The following is a 16021-nucleotide window of genomic DNA, read 5'->3' as shown; positions in this document are numbered from 1 at the left end:
TTCCACAATTTATATCAATGCTGGCAGTATTAAAGTGTGGCAAAAGGATTGTCTTGCACTAAATTTCGAGGCAAAGAGTTTTTTAATTTATTGCCCAGATTTTTAGCCAGGCCAATCACAGTGCCCTGATAAAGAACTGCCACTTCGCCTTTTGTCAGGCTATCAGATTTCTCAATACTAATATCACGCCCTTGATAATACTCGACCGCTTGTTGGCTATTGAGTTCATAAACTTGTTGTTTGAATTCATGGCCAAAAGTAGTGGCGGCCTGGTGTTGCAGGCGATAGCCACTACGGTGGCTTTCAGCCAGTTTAACACCAATTCGACTCATGCGTAGCTTGCCAATCAGCTTTTCAATACCTTGTGGGAAGTACCATATTTCGTTATCGCGTTTCCACAGTTGCTTTTTATGTGGCTCTAAAGACCAGCCCAGAGCAGCGCAGTGGTGCTCAAGTTCTTGATATTCCTTGTTGGTTAAAGGAGAGAAGGGGAAGCGAGAGCTAAGCGCGCTATCATGATTAAATTTATCGGTAACGGGCGTTGGTTTTTTCTTAAAGCAGGCGACAAAGAAGCCTTCGCTATCGAAAAGATGTGGGTATAGGTGCAAATAGCCTTCGGGAGTGGCAACTTTATCAGCACCTGCAAACAGTGCATTTAGCGGAAAAATTTCTACGCTGTTTGAATGGGTATCCAGCAAGTGCTGACACACCAACTGGTTTTCTTCTTTGGATAGGGTGCAGGTGGAATAAACCAGAGTGCCACCAGGCTTGAGTGCATTGAAAGCACTCATAATCAGTTCTTTCTGCAACTCAGAGATGCTTAAAACGCTAGCTAATGACCAGTTGCTTAATGCCTCAGGATCTTTACGTACTGTGCCTTCTCCACCGCAGGGAGCATCCAGCAAGATCGCATCAAAGGTTTGCTTGGTTGCTTCGCCGAACTGACGACCATCATGGTGGCACAGGATGGTATTGCTGACTCCTGTACGCTCCAGGTTGGCGTACAGAACTTTGAGTCTGGAAGAGGATAGTTCATTGGCAACAACTAGTCCGTCATTGTTCATGGCTGCAGAAATCTGAGTGGTTTTTGAGCCAGGAGCCGCCGCCACATCCAGTACCATCGTTGGGTCAGGATGAGCGGCAAACAAGGCGCTGACGGGCAGCATAGAGCTCGACTCCTGAATATAAAACTGGCCAGCCAAATGTGGCAGTAATTTACCAAAACCATCTGCCAGCGGTTTATACGTTTCATCAATCCAGAAGCCATCATCACACCAGGGTATAGGATCCAGTTTATAACCAGCTTGTTGCCATTCGTTGACCACCACTTCTTTATTGGCTCTTAACGGGTTAATGCGAATACTTTTGCGCAATGGCTTCTGGCTGTAATCCAGCAATGCTTGTAACGCATCGGGATCGTTAAGCTGCTGACTGATGTGAGCAATAAAGTCTGGTGAGATATTTTTCATAGAGGCGTGGTCATATTCATTAGACGTAATATTTAAACGTAATCATAAAAAAGAATCATTAAAAATAAGGGGCAATAAAAAAGGGCACCGGGAGTGTTAATAGCCCCGATGCCCTTTAAGTTTACCTTGAATTGAACTAATCGCCTAACGACAGCAAGGTAGCATTACCGCCTATCGCTGCGGTGTTATTGGTGCGCGTATGCTCGGTAGCAAAACGGTGCAGATAGAATGGACCGCCTGCTTTCGGGCCGGTTCCGGATAGACCTTGACCACCAAACGGCTGCACGCCAACAGTAGCACCAATCATATTACGGTTGATATAGACGTTACCGACACGGGCACGCTTATCAATGTAAGTGGCGGTGCTTTCGTTGCGTGAATGAATGCCGAGCGTCAAACCAAAGCCATAACCATTAATCTGGTCAATGACCTTATCCAGATCTTTCGCTTTGTATTTAATGACATGCAAAATCGGACCAAACCACTCTTGAGTCAAATCGTTGATATGATTGATAAAGAATGCTGTTGGAGCTAAGTAGCAGCCTTTTTCAAGACCTGCAGGCATTGGCGTCTCAGCAATTAAGTTACCTGTTGCGCGTAACTGTTCAACATGGCCTGCTAACTCTTCCCGCGAAACCGCGTCGATTACTGGCCCAATGTCAGTAGACAAGTCAGTCGGGTCGCCCAGTTTCAACTCCTGCATAGCACCGGAAAGCACTTCCAGAATGCGATCAGCAACATCTTCCTGTACATAAAGCACACGTAGTGCTGAACAACGTTGACCGGCGCTGGTGAAAGCTGACTGAATAACGTCGGCAACCACTTGCTCTGGCAACGCTGAGCTGTCCACGATCATGGCGTTTTGACCACCAGTTTCAGCAATTAGCGGCGATAGCATGCCATCGCGTGTAGCTAATGTACGGTTGATGATTTGTGCGGTTGAGGTTGAACCAGTGAAGCAAACGCCTGCAACGCGAATGTCAGACAAAATAAGGTTGCCAAAAGTAGAGCCACGACAAGGCACAAATTGTAATACGCTGGTTGGAACGCCAGCTTTGTGCATCAATTGAACCGCGCGATAAGCCACCAATGTGGTTTGGTCAGCAGGTTTTGCCAGAACGGTATTACCAGCAACCAGGGCAGCTACTACCTGACCCGTGAAGATGGCTAATGGGAAGTTCCATGGGCTGATACAGGCAAACACGCCGCGACCTTGAAGGTAGAGGTGATTGCTTTCGCCGGTCGGTCCAGGCAGAGTAATTTCCTGGCCGAAATCTTTACGTGCGTTGTTGGCGTAAAAGCGGCAAAAATCCACTGCTTCGCGAACTTCATCAATACCGTCCTGCATGGTTTTACCGCCATCGCGACTACACAATGCAATCAGTTCAGCTTCGTTTTCTTCAAACACATCTGCTATTTTCTCGAGGATCTGCGCGCGCTGCTCAACTGGCGTCATGTCCCAGGCGATAAAGTTTTTTTGCGCGATAGTTAAGGCATCAAGTGCCATCTCTTCGCTGACTTTGTGGACCGTGCCGATCTGATGCGCATTGTCATACGGGCAGAAGACGGCTTCTTCGTTAGTGGTAAGTTCTTTACCATCAATAATGGGCTTGGCGTGCCATTGATTGTCTAAATACTGTTGTACGTTTTGCATAAAAGGCTCGATCTGGCTGTTAATGTGGAGATTAGTACCTGCTGAGTTAACGCGGTCAGGACCATAAATATGGGGCGGCAATGGAATCCGGTCATTGTGCAAGGTTGGATAACGCTTGAGAACAAGACAGGGATGTTCTACCAGGCTCATCACCGGAGTCGCTTTATCGACCAACTGGTGGACGAAAGAGGTATTGGCACCATTTTCCAATAGGCGACGCACCAGATAAGGCAGCAATTCTTTGTGGTTGCCTACCGGCGCGTAGATACGGCATTTCAAACCGGGATAGCGCTCTAATACCTTGTCATACAGAATCTCACCCATGCCGTGTAAGCGCTGGAATTCAAAGTCACGACGTTGGTCCGCCATTTCCATAATGCTAAAAACAGTTTGCGCGTTGTGAGTGGCAAACTGCGGGTAGAAACTGTCCTGAGTACTCATGATAAAACGCGCACAAGCCAAGTAAGACACATCTGTACCTGCTTTGCGGGTAAATACCGGATAGTTACTCAAACCGGCCTGTTGTGACCATTTGATCTCAGAATCCCAATATGCGCCTTTGACCAGGCGAAGAGGAATACGACGACCATGTTTGCGAGACAATGCATCTAGCCACCCTAAAGCTGGCAGGGCGCGCTTGGAATAGGCTTGAATCACCATGCCTAAACCAGCCCAATCCTGGCAAATTTCCGACGTATAGAGTGCTTCGAAAATATCCAGAGACAACTCAAGGCGATCCGCTTCTTCAGCATCAATCGTCACGGCGACATCTAAATCACGCGCCTGCTTAACGAGCTTTAACAGCGTATCAACCATTTCCGTCATGACACGATCTTTTTGACCAACTTCATAACGTGGGTGAAGTGCTGATAATTTGATCGAGATACTGGGTGCTAACTGACCTTCTTTAACTTTTATCTGGCCAATCTCTTGAATTGCTTTGCTGTAGGCTTCGTAATAACGGTGCGCATCATGAGCAGTATAAGCTGCTTCACCTAACATATCGAAAGAATGGGTATAGCCTTTCTCAACGCTTTTAACACCACGCTTCATGGCTTCTTTAATGCTACGACCCAGTACAAATTGACGCCCCATTAAACGCATTGCCTGATTCATTGCCTGGCGAATCACGGGCTCACCAAATTTGGCAATCAACCCTTTTAACAAGGTATCAGGCTTACCGTCACCGTCCTGATCAACGTCAACGATTTTACCGGTCAACATCAAGCCCCAGGTCGAAGCATTGACCAGAAGAGATTCACTTTGACCAGTATGCTTTTTCCACTCAGCAGCGCTAAGTTTGTCACGAATAAGTGCATTGGCAACATTGGCATCAGGAATACGCAACAGCGCTTCCGCCAGACACATTAGAATCACACCTTCCTTGGTACTCAGGCTGTATTGTTGCAAAAAGGCTTCGACACCTTCCCGCGACTTGCTACTTTGTCGGATTTCTTCGACCAGCTGTGCAGCCTGGTGGGTAATGATATTGACGGTTTTGTCGTCAGGGGTAGCGAGCTCTAACAGTTCCTGTAAGTAGCTCGACTCATCGACAGAGTAGTTTTGGGTGATAATTTCCTGCCACTCGCTCAGCGAGAGTTGCTGATAAGAATCTGACAGGATTTGACTGGCTTTAAACATTACGGCAATTACCTAATAACAATGTACTGGCTAAGTTCAACAGAACCTAAAGTACAACCTAAAAACGTCAACGCCAACCGGAGCGCTGACGGCGTTTCATGCTAAAGCGGGATAGAACCCAGCTGATTAGCATGCCCACTAGCAGGACAAAAGCACCTGCATAAAAAACATCTTTGTGAAAACGACCTTTCAACAGTTCGTTTTGTTGGCGCAAGGTATCCGATTCATTTTGCAGTTCGGAAACCTGTTGTTGCAGCTGATCATTGAGCGTAATCACATTCTGTTTGTCAGCAACTTGCTGCTTGGTTTGAGCCAACTCTTGTTTTAGCGCCTCATGCTCAGTTTGTAGCTCAGCATATAAGGCGCGAACAGTTGGCTGATCGGTGACATATTGGGATTGAATCCAGCCTTCGTCGCCATCAGCTGTGCGAACCTGGCTACTCTCGTTAGCAGTATCCGAGGCCAAAACTTCAATAGGTGTTCCGGCAACCAGGCGACCAGTAACGCGATAGCGATTGGTCGGACCGCTGCGCATGATGACTCCAATTTCATCGGACACATAGTACTGGCTTTCGGTGTCAGTGTTTTGAGCTGGATCAGCTGCTTGTGCAAACTGGTTTGTGGTCAGCAGTAAAAACACTAAAAGTAGACGAAACATAATCAATCCTAACGGTTAAATTTTGAGCTTAATCGTAAATAAAGGGGCAAGTATATAGCAGGTCAAAGAATGGGGGAAGGGTTGTCGTTAAGACTAATTGGCATATTGCTTTAGGTGGGCTTGTCAGGTATAAAAAAACGGCTTTAAGCTACTGATTTAGAAGGCTTAAAACCGTTTGTTATTAAGTGTTAATTAGCCCACAAAGGGGCTAATTAGTTGCACTTATTCAAGCTATTTTAGGGATTAAAAGCTGAATAGTGCCTTAAAGATAAAGAAGAATATCACTGACAATATTGCGCCGGCTGGCAAGGTAACAACCCATGATACGAGAATGTTACGAACAACGCCGAGATTCAATGCCGCAATACCGCGTGCCATACCCACCCCTAAAACGGCACCAACCAAAGTCTGCGTGGTTGAAATCGGCAGGCCTGCACCACTGGCAATAATGACCGTTGAAGCAGCTGCTAACTCAGCAGCAAAACCACGGCTTGGCGTTAAGTGAGTAATCTTTTGGCCGATGGTGGCCATAACGCGGCTACCCAATACAATCAAACCGATTACGATACCAATCGCACCTACCAGCAGGATTCTTGGGTCAACTACTGCTTTGGCACCAATATCGCCACCGTTTTGAATCACGCTGACAATCGCAGCCAATGGGCCAATCGCGTTAGCAACGTCATTGGAACCGTGGGCAAATGCCATGCCACAGGCGGTCACGATCATCAGTACCGTGAATACTTTTTCAACGCTGTAGAAGTGGTAGTCTTTATCAGCTTCCTCTTCTACTTTAATTCGACTGATAACTAGAGCGCCAATAACAGCAATCAAAGCTCCGAAACCAATAGCTATAAGGTAGGTTTCGGTCATGCTCAAGTTAATATCATGGTCCTGAAAAATGTGCTTTAGACCTTTCATGATGGTTACTAACGCCATCACAAAGCCAGTTAAGAACATGTAGAACGGAACGTAGCGTTTGGCCATTGCAAATGGATTGGAACGGTTAAGTATCAGTTTTTGCACGCTCATGACAATCAGGAAGGCGATAGCACCAGCAATGAAAGGGGTGATAACCCAACTACCGACGATCGAACCCACTTTGCCCCAGCTAACTGCGTCAACGCTAACACCAACTGCCGCAAAACCAACGATGGCACCGATGATAGAGTGGGTGGTTGAAACTGGCCAACCGAATTTAGAAGCAAGAACCAGCCATACACCAGCAGCCAGCAGGGCCGCCATCATGCCAAAAATTAAGAGTTCCGGCGTGCCTTCAAAATAAGCTGAATCAATAATTCCCTTGCGAATGGTCTGTGTGACCTGACCACCGGCTAGATAAGCACCGGCAAATTCGAATATGGCAGCAACGAAAATAGCTTGTTTAAGGGTTAATGCTTTAGCACCAACCGATGTTCCCATGGCGTTGGCTACATCATTGGCACCAACACCAAAAGCCATTAAAAAACCAAATGCTACCGCTATCCAGATAAAGGTATCTGCGTTTTGTAATATGAAATCCACGACTCCCCCCGGTTTATCGAGCTATCATCATTTCAAGGCGCGAACCGACGCTTTGAGCGCTGTCAGCTAAATCACCGATTTGTTGTACTACCTTATACATAAACATGACCTGTACAGGGGGCAGTTCGTTTTCCTGTTCAAAAATTTTGAACAACAACTCGCGTTGTAAATCGTCTGTATCGTTTTCAATCATATCCAGTTGATCGATCATTTCCTCAACTAGACTGGCTTCGCGGCCTCTAAAGCCGGTTGCCAATAATTCATCTAACTCATTGATTGCTTTAAAAGCTTGTGCCGATGCGTCGATTGAACGCTGAATCAACCCCATTAAGTCTTCATTAACGCTAGCTGGGAATTGCATTTTACGGCCAAAGACCAAGCCTGATATATCCCGCGCGATATTGGCAATTTTGTCTTGTTTGCTCAGAAGAGCGAGAAGGTCGGTACGCGCTACCGGAAGGAAAAGGCCTTTCGGCAAGTGCATGCGCAAATCGTGCTTTAAATCATCCGCTTCATTTTCAAGCTCGCGAATACGAGTTTTAAGCTGATCAGCTTGCTCCCAGTTGCCTTCGATAGTGGCTTTAAAGAAGTTTTTCAGTTCAGAGGCACACTCATGAACTTTCGCCATATGGTCTTGCATAGGGCGAATAGGTGATGATGCAAAAAGATCAAGAATCGAATTAGCCATATATCCCCCAATGGATTATTTGGGCCAACAAGTAAAGGTGCACATTATAAGCATGCCAGCACTTGCATACCAGACTTAACGATTGGCAATTTCCGGTTCGCGCTGTAAACTGCGTTGAATGACTCAAACCAAACTGAGTAGAAATTAAGGCATGTCGATCGAAATAGAAATAAAACTAATAGCGACGCCCGACAAGATTAGTGATATAAAACAATGGGTTAGTAGTCGGTTCTCAGAGGCTGGTGGTTGGCAGGACAAGCAGCTTGCCAATACTTATTACGACACAGAGAATCACAAACTCAGAGAGATGGAAATCGGGCTCAGAATTCGCCAAGACGGCGATAAATACATCCAATCGGTAAAGTCTGCTGGTCGAGTAGTCGGCGGCCTGTTTCAACGCAACGAATCTGAAATTGAGCTCCCTTCTAAAGAATTAGACTTGCAGGCGGTGGTCGAGCCCTATCTTATGATCTTGCTTGAAGAAGCCGAAGAAGAAGATGGCCCCGTTAAACCAGCCTTCAATACCGATTTTTTAAGACGTCAGATTTTTGTCACCGAAGGTGAAAGTCAGATAGAAATCGCGCTGGATATTGGCTCAATCCGTTATAAAGATATCAAACAAGATATTTGTGAAGTTGAGCTTGAATTGAAAGAAGGTGAGCCAGCCGCTTTATTTACGTTATGCCAGGAATTAATAGAAAAGTTTGGACTAGTGCTGGATAGTGAAAGCAAAGCCGAGCGCGGTTATAGCTTGTCGCTAAAACCATCGCCTTATTTAAGGCAACTTAGAGTCGTAGAACTAACCGCCAAGTCGACTGCTGAAGCCGCTTTTGAAACTATTGCCCATAAAGGACTTGGACATTGGCAACACTACATCAAGCAAATGAAACGCGAAGTGACCATTGATAATGTGATGCAACTCAATCGTGCTTTGATGTTCATGCAACACATGTACTCAGTGTTCGCGCCCATGATACCGCGCCATGCCTTAAGCAGTTTACGAAGTGACTGGAGGGAAATTACTAAAAACTTTGCCAAGCTGTTAAAAGTCGCGCAAGAAATTAACTGGCTCAATAACGGTAAACTGTATGGATTTAACTATTCTGAGTTAGAAGGTTTCGAACAAGGTTTGCGTAAAGCCTTTAAGCGAGAAAGCTCTCAATTTGTCGAATACCTTAAATCGTCTTCATACAACCTGAAACTACTTCATTTCTCACGCTGGTTGTATCTCAAAGAATGGCGACTGGCCTTTAAAGAAGGTGGTGGCCAACGACTGAAAAAAGAAATTTACCCATTTGCCATTCGCCAGCTTCAGCATCAGTTATTTGATATCAAGCGTCATTTAACAGGCAAAGAAGAACTCACCGAAAACGACTACCTGGCTTACCTACCTAGAATGTATCGAACCCTCGATATTGGCTTATTCTTTGGCAGTCTGTTTGAAAACAAAAAACGCAAAGCCTATCGTCAAAGATGGGTTGACCTCGTGGCCAGCATTGAGCTCTTCAAGCAGCTCGAATTTATCCGAAGGGCACTGAAAACAGAAGACCGTGTTGATGAACGCCTCGAACGCACCGAGAAAGATATTCTTGATGCACTGGTCACCATGCGCACCAGAGCGCTGGAAGAAAATCCGTATTGGAATTAGCTTGTTATACCGCGATTTAAAGGACTGCCTACTTAGGGTACCGCGGTATCCAGTGACAATTAAATCAATTATTAGGATTTGCTTTGGGGGTTAAAACAAATCGAAGGAATTCTTAGTTATTGCTAGCAACTTTTTTCCTTATCAGTTTTTCACCTTTTTTATTGATCAGAATCATAGTCTGATGATCTATAGACTCAATGTAGTCAACAATGACACTATTCATCTCTGGTGAGTCATGTATCTTCTCAGGTCTTAAAATTAGCTTACGATCTTTTATTTCCCATGACTCAGAATAGAACTTTTCCTTTATGGTGCCATCAGGGAAAGATATTTTATTCCAGCCCCTAAAAGTACCATCAGCATAATAAGTACCTTCTCCGTACGCACTTATATCATTACTATGCCTTGCTGGGTAACTAGCGCTCCATGTCCCAATTATTTTTTCTTTCAAAATATCATCAGCACTTTTTTGCTCACAACTTAGTATGAAAATGGAAAAAAGAAAAGCTATGGATATTCTCAGGTTATTCATTGTGATTTCACCTATCAATAAACAAATAAATATTAATAAGCAAAGCTAAAACCAATAATAGCCTTCCCCATAGAGAAAGTGATTTTCCAAACTCATTATAATTCTTTGGATATAAAGCCCACCATGGTCCCGCTGCTTCAAATTTAGAACTGGTAGATTTTCTATTAGAATAAGCAATAAATCCTAAGATAAAGTAAGGTAATCCAATGATAACAATACTAATTCCTATCAACCCATTCATAGTGTGCCTTTATTTTCCAATAATGAAGATAGCGCTATTTTTATAACTAACTATCTTTTACCAATTTCTCCTGCGCCTGTTCCAAAACCGGTGGAATGGGGCAGTTCAAACATTCAGCGATGGCGCGCAGTAATTCAATTTCACGAGGATTAACTTTGCCATCATGTGTAACGGCGTCTTCGAGAGCTTGAATCAAAGGCTTTTTAAGCATCGGTGTTAATTGATTGAGGCGCTTTAGAGACTGGTGGAATGATTCGGCATCAAAGGTCTTTTCAAGCAGTTCTTGTGGCTCTTTAACAAAGGGCTGAACCAGCTTCGAGTAGAGTTTTGTTTTCTCTTCATCACTTTGGCCAGTGCTGTGTACCGTTGCGGAAAGGATAACCTGAATGTCGTTAGCCACTCCGTTGAAGCTTTTGATGCTGTTGCTGGGTGGCTGTTTGGTATCGCTGAGGTTCTTTTGCAGTATGGCGTAGAGTACATACTCAAATTCTGAAATATGGCTATCCAGATGAATGGCTTCTCGTAATAAGCTTAAAAATTCTTTGCGCTCTTTTGCACCGAGTCGACGCAGGCTTGGAATTGAAATATCCAGTATGGTTAACCGTAAATGGCGTTGATCGTTATTGATATGCTGGGCCAATTCTAAAACCTGATCCGCTTCCTGCTGACTGGTTTTCTCGGCTATTAGATTTAATACTGACTCAGATACTTGATGGTCGTCGCTAAGTAGCAGGGCTAACACCAGATGTGTTGCTTTATAACTTGCATGTTGGCTATGGGCGGCCTGGCGAATAATTTCAGGCAGTCCTAACAATAAAGCGCCAGCGGCATGTTGATGCAAGGTCGTCGGTTGCCCGATAGTGTCAATGATGGCACCGAAGCCAAAATCTGTGCCTTGTGGTTGTTCTTCTTCTAGCTCAATGTCTGCTTGCTCTTGTTGCTCAGCCATTTTACGCAGTTGTTGCTCTTCGATTTGCTGCGCAAGGTTGCGCCAGCCTGGCATGATGGCGGTGAGTCTTTTTTCTATCGGTGGGTGCGAAGCAAGGCTATTTAAGTTGAGCTTGATAGGTTCTGAAATACACATGTGGCTGGTTTCTTCAGCATGAGAATTTTTCAGCAATGACCCTTGCTGTTTAATCTTGATAAAAGCGCCAGCCAGACCTTCATTGTCTCGTGCATACTGAACGGCGGACGCGTCAGCGAGATATTCTCTCTGTCGTGATATGGCGGCTTTGATTAAGCGACCAAAGAATAGGCCAATATAGCCAATAATGAACAGCGATATACCGATAACGAATACCGCTACCACAGCACCGCCGCTTTCTTTGCTGCTACGGATGTTGCCATAACGGATATAGCGCATGACAAAATATCCCGCCTGACCGAGTAGCAAAATACCCGCCAGTATCGCGATTAAGCGTACATTGATGCGCATATCGGAATTAAAGATATGGCTGTATTCATGAGCGACCACGCCTTGCAGTTCCTGGCGAGTCAGGTTTTCCAAAGCGCCTTTGGTAACGACCAGTACCGTGTCGCTGGCTTCGAGTCCTGCCACAAAGGCGTTAATCGTTTCTTCTTCATCCATCACATACACGGTGGGTACGGATGTGCCAGAGGCGATCGACATTTCTTCAACCACATTGAGCAGTCTGCGTTCCAAAAGGTCATTGGTATCCGGCAAGATCTCGCGCGCTTTGACCATAGAGGCCACTGCTTTTCCGCCCGCGCTGAGTTGTAACCAGCGGAACAAGGAACCTAACAAGATCAACAAAAGGGTGCCAAGAGTCACGGCATAAAACCATGAATGCTGAAACCAGTCGCTGATTGAGAAAGGATTGTCGGGGGAAGTTTGTGATTTGATTAGCATGAAGCCAATAAAATTGAGGGCTGCAACGATTAAAATTACAGCCATCAGAAAGTAGAAAACCAGTAGCCGGGTTTTCTTCCTGGCTACTTCTTGATGTTCAAAAAAGTCCATTCTTGTTATTGCTTATCGGTTGATGAAAAACTGAGGTTTAGTCAAAAGATACTTTAACAGCTTCTCTAACCTGCTCATCTTCAACTTCAAACAACTCGGCTTCCTGGAAACCAAATGGATTGGCAATAAAGTTATTAGGGACTTGCTCGCGATAGGTGTTGTATTGCATGACGGCATCGTTATAAGCCTGGCGTGCAAAAGCAATTTTGTTCTCGGTGGTACTTAACTCTTCCATCAATTGAGCCATGTTTTGATTGGCCTTCAGGTCTGGGTAGTTTTCCGACAAGGCAAATAAACGGCCTAATGCACCAGTAAGTTGACCTTCTGCCTGATTAAGGTTCTTGATGGCATTTGGATCTTCTGGGTGATCGGCAGCTGCCTGATTTGCTGAAACAGCGGTATTACGCGCATTGATAACGCCTTCTAGCGTTTCGCGCTCATGCTTCATATAGCCTTTAGCAGTTTCAACCAGATTGGGGATTAAGTCATAACGGCGGTTAAGCTGCACATCAATTTGCGCGTATGCGTTTTTGAAGCGATTGCGCAGATTGACCAGCTTGTTGTAGATCCCTACCACAAACAGGATTAACGCAACGATGATGACTAAAGTGATGATGGTACCCATTTAAGATGCTCCTTATTCATTGTTATCAGCCTATCCTATCAATGTTTGTCTGGCGGATAAATTATTAGTTTGCATTAAAATGTAATAAATCGTACAACATCAATAGCTTAAAACCCCCCAAATACGATAGCATAATCGGGCTTAAAGCTAGTTACCACAACAAAAGTCGAGTCATTCATGATGCAGATAACACCTATTCCAGAAGCCTTACAAGCTGAAGCAGAACAGCGAACCTCACAGTGGCTCGAGGCTCTGGGCACGGCTTATGCAGGGGATATGGAGCAGGTGGCAAGAGTTTTATGTGGCAGCGATTACCTCTATCACTGGGCAAAACGACAGCCGCAGTGGTTAGTAGAGGCTTTGGCGGCCGATTTGAGTCACTTGTCAGACAATATTTTGAGTATTCAACAAAAGTTGGATCTGGCCTGGCCAGAATACGAGGTAAAGCAGTTCTTGCGTCGTCAACGTCACTATTGGTCGATGCACATTGCAGTGGCCGATATTCTGCAACAGCTGCCGATTCGACAAATCTGTTATCTACAATCGGTTCTGGCTGAACAGCTAATCAATTGTGCGCAAGATTGGAGTTATCACCAAACCTTTCAGCAATACGGCATGCCAGTATCCAGCGATGGTGAAGAGCAACATTTGCTGGTATTGGCGATGGGGAAACTGGGCGGCGAGGAGCTGAACTTTTCATCGGATGTGGACCTGATTTTCGGCTATCCGGAAGAGGGCGAAACGCGGATTGGTGAAGGGCAGCGCAAGTCGGTTGAGAATCAGATGTTTTTTATGCGTCATGGGCAAAAACTGATTAGCTTGTTATCGGATAATACGGCGGATGGTTTTGTTTATCGGGTGGATATGCGGTTACGACCTTATGGGCAAAGTGGGGCCTTGGTGGCTAACTTTAATGCGTTGCAGGATTATTATCTGGAACAAGGTCGTGAATGGGAACGTTTTGCCATGATCAAGGCGCGCGTTCTCCAGGCGCATCCTCATTTTCGTGAGCAGTTAGCGAATATTATCCGGCCTTTTAGTTTTAGACGTTATATTGATTTTAGTGTGCTCGAATCCATCCGTCAGTTAAAGCAAAAAATCACCATTGAACTGCAACGAAAAGATGCGCAAAACAATATTAAATTAGGTGATGGCGGTATTCGCGAACTGGAATTTATTGTACAGAGTTTACAGCTTATCAGTGGTGGCCGTCACCCTCAGTTGCAAGCCAAAAATTGGTGGCAGGCTCTCGAAGCATTAGTGCAACAAGGTTTACTTAAAGCAGAAGATGCTGGTGGTCTGAAAAGTGCTTATGAGTTTTTACGAAAGCTGGAAAACAGCTTGCAAATTCATGCAGATAAGCAAACGCAAGACTTACCGGATAGCAAAGCTGAGCAACAGAAAATTGCTCTTTTACTGGGCTATGAGGATTGGGCAACAGTCGAAACTGACTTAGCAGAACATCAGCAGTTAGTTGCACGCTTCTTTAAGGGATTATTTCATGATCCCAAAGAAGAACATGATCACAATGATGAAGTGCCGGTTCTGAAAAAATTAGTGCAAGGTCAGCTGGATAGCGAGCGCCAGAGTGAGGTCTTACAGCAGTATTCTTTATCAGATCAAACCTTGGAAGAGTTACAGAATTTCCGACAGGAGTTTTCAGAGCGAAAAATTGGTTTGCGCGGTTTTGCACGAATTGAGCAACTACTACCACACCTGGTAATTCAGGCCGGCCGTCAGAAAGATTCCAACAAAACCATATCGCGGTGTCTTGAAGTTCTACAGGGGATTGGTCGCCGAACGGCTTATTTTGAAATGTTGGCTGAAAACATTCCGGTTTTGGAGTTCCTGGTTCAATTAGTTTCACGCTCAAGCTGGTTGGCACAACAGTTATCTATTTATCCATCGCTACTGGATGAGTTATTGTTTCCCAGTAATTTTGGCAAGCAGCTAACTAAAGAGAACTTGGCGAACCAGTTACAGCAAGCCATGATGCGTATTGAAATGAATCAAACTGAAGAGCAGTTGTTGGCTTTGAGTCGTTTCAAGCAATCAAGTCAATTTAAAATTGCAGCGGGGGATTTGACGCGTCGTTTTGATATAAGAGAAGTGTCTCAACAGCTGACTGATCTTGCCGAAGTCATCATGGAATATTTGTTGCAGCTGGCCTGGAATGAGGTAACCAGCAAACACGGAAAGCCAAGGCAGGATGCAGGCGAATTAGTGACTGACTTTTTAGTGCTTGGTTACGGCAAACTCGGTGGGGATGAGCTGGGTTATGGTTCGGATCTTGATCTGGTGTTTTTATATCAGGGAGAACCTGATGCCATGACGCAGATACTCGGAGAGAAGGGTAAGCCGTTGGAATTGCATCAATTTTATACTCGACTGGCGCAGCGGTTGGTGCATTACCTGGGAACCCGTACCCAGCAAGGTATTATGTATGAGGTAGATACACGCTTGCGTCCATCGGGCCGCTCGGGAATGCTGGTCAGTCATATTGATGCCTTTGACAAGTATCAGATGAATGAGGCCTGGACCTGGGAGCATCAGGCATTAGTACGAGCGCGGCCTGTTGCTGGCGATACCAGTCTGAAAGATCATTATTTGGAGTTGCGGAAAAAAGTACTGAGTTGTGATAAACGCGAACAGCTCGGTCAGGATGTTATAACTATGCGCAAAAAGATGCGCGACAATCTTGATAAAACGGACAGCCGACTTTGGGATATTAAGCAAGGTAACGGTGGCCTGGTTGATATAGAATTTTTAGTGCAGTACTGGGCTTTAAAATATTCAAAGTCACTGCTGGAGCAATGCTCGGTTGAAGAGTTACCGTTCAACAATGTGGATTGGTTGCAGCTGTTAGCCGAGAAAGATCTACTCGATAAAAGCACTCGCGATTGTATGATGGAAAACTATCGGCTACTCAGGGATATCTCGAATTCGAGAGCACTGCAAAACCAACCAGCATTACTTTCAAAAGATGAGCTGACCGAACAGAGGCAGGCAATTGTTGAGGTCTGGCAATCGACTTTTCAACACAGCGATGTAGAATGAACATAGAAGTTAAGCGAAGAAAATAATGAAGCAAAGGAGCCGGTTATGAGCAAGCAGGTGGCCAAGCAAGCGACAGAGAAGCAAACAGTCAATAACGATGTTGCTGAGCCTGAACAAGCGGCAGTGTTCACGGTCAGCGCTAGTGATATGCCAGTGTCTTGTCCAATGCCCGAGCAAACTTTATGGAATCAGCATCCACGAGTCTTTATGGCATTTGATGAAGAAGGCCGTGCCAGCTGTCCTTATTGTGGCAACCGTTTTCAATTAGCGAAGTCATAGAATCATCCCTTCAATTCACTCGTA

Annotated in this window: 12 protein-coding genes; 3 read left to right on the top strand and 9 right to left on the bottom strand. The window is 45.1% G+C overall.

Going from position 1 to position 16021, the window contains the following annotated elements; genetic code table 11:
* Positions 1-29 precede the first annotated feature (29 nt).
* The 5 genes from rsmF to KKOR_RS10810 all read right to left on the bottom strand — a co-directional run bounded on the left by rsmF (position 30) and on the right by KKOR_RS10810 (position 7634).
* Complete coding sequence (gene rsmF, locus KKOR_RS10830; RefSeq protein WP_015781170.1) at positions 30-1469, bottom strand: 16S rRNA (cytosine(1407)-C(5))-methyltransferase RsmF; 1440 nt, start codon at positions 1467-1469, stop codon at positions 30-32.
* A 136-nt stretch (positions 1470-1605) separates the two neighbouring features.
* Positions 1606-4764: a bifunctional proline dehydrogenase/L-glutamate gamma-semialdehyde dehydrogenase PutA gene (putA, locus tag KKOR_RS10825; RefSeq protein ID WP_015781169.1), complete on the bottom strand. Its 3159-nt coding sequence runs from the start codon at positions 4762-4764 to the stop codon at positions 1606-1608.
* A 67-nt stretch (positions 4765-4831) separates the two neighbouring features.
* Complete coding sequence (locus tag KKOR_RS10820; protein WP_015781168.1) at positions 4832-5422, bottom strand: TIGR04211 family SH3 domain-containing protein; 591 nt, start codon at positions 5420-5422, stop codon at positions 4832-4834.
* A gap of 243 nt (positions 5423-5665) precedes the next feature.
* Positions 5666-6946, bottom strand: a complete 1281-nt coding sequence (locus KKOR_RS10815) for an inorganic phosphate transporter (RefSeq protein ID WP_015781167.1) — start codon at positions 6944-6946, stop codon at positions 5666-5668.
* Positions 6947-6959: 13 nt separating this feature from the next.
* Positions 6960-7634, bottom strand: coding sequence for a TIGR00153 family protein (locus KKOR_RS10810; protein WP_015781166.1), 675 nt, complete (start codon positions 7632-7634; stop codon positions 6960-6962).
* 151 nt (positions 7635-7785) lie between these two features.
* On the opposite strand from KKOR_RS10810, the gene KKOR_RS10805 reads away from it, so the two are divergent.
* Positions 7786-9282 (top strand): CYTH and CHAD domain-containing protein, encoded by a 1497-nt coding sequence (locus tag KKOR_RS10805; protein WP_015781165.1) that lies wholly within the window; start codon positions 7786-7788, stop codon positions 9280-9282.
* 112 nt (positions 9283-9394) lie between these two features.
* On the opposite strand, the gene KKOR_RS10800 is transcribed toward KKOR_RS10805, so the two are convergent.
* The 4 genes from KKOR_RS10800 to KKOR_RS10785 are packed head-to-tail and all read right to left on the bottom strand — an operon-like array spanning position 9395 to position 12661.
* Positions 9395-9814, bottom strand: coding sequence for a hypothetical protein (locus tag KKOR_RS10800; protein WP_015781164.1), 420 nt, complete (start codon positions 9812-9814; stop codon positions 9395-9397).
* A 7-nt stretch (positions 9815-9821) separates the two neighbouring features.
* Positions 9822-10055, bottom strand: coding sequence for a hypothetical protein (locus KKOR_RS10795; RefSeq protein WP_015781163.1), 234 nt, complete (start codon positions 10053-10055; stop codon positions 9822-9824).
* Between the two features lie 46 nt (positions 10056-10101).
* Positions 10102-12036: a M48 family metallopeptidase gene (locus KKOR_RS10790; RefSeq protein WP_015781162.1), complete on the bottom strand. Its 1935-nt coding sequence runs from the start codon at positions 12034-12036 to the stop codon at positions 10102-10104.
* A 37-nt stretch (positions 12037-12073) separates the two neighbouring features.
* Positions 12074-12661 carry a LemA family protein gene (locus tag KKOR_RS10785; protein WP_015781161.1) on the bottom strand — a complete coding sequence of 196 codons (588 nt, stop codon included), beginning with the start codon at positions 12659-12661 and terminating at the stop codon, positions 12074-12076.
* A 177-nt stretch (positions 12662-12838) separates the two neighbouring features.
* Here KKOR_RS10785 and glnE point away from each other — a divergent pair, with 177 nt between their 5' ends.
* The gene (glnE, locus tag KKOR_RS10780) at positions 12839-15718 is read left to right on the top strand and encodes a bifunctional [glutamate--ammonia ligase]-adenylyl-L-tyrosine phosphorylase/[glutamate--ammonia-ligase] adenylyltransferase (protein WP_015781160.1); all 2880 of its coding nucleotides are present in this window, start codon (positions 12839-12841) and stop codon (positions 15716-15718) included.
* 45 nt (positions 15719-15763) lie between these two features.
* Complete coding sequence (locus KKOR_RS10775; protein ID WP_015781159.1) at positions 15764-15997, top strand: zinc-finger domain-containing protein; 234 nt, start codon at positions 15764-15766, stop codon at positions 15995-15997.
* Positions 15998-16021 lie beyond the last annotated feature (24 nt).

Source organism: Kangiella koreensis DSM 16069 (assembly GCF_000024085.1).
GTDB lineage: Bacteria > Pseudomonadota > Gammaproteobacteria > Enterobacterales > Kangiellaceae > Kangiella > Kangiella koreensis.
This window is presented reverse-complemented; position numbering and strand designations above follow the sequence as displayed.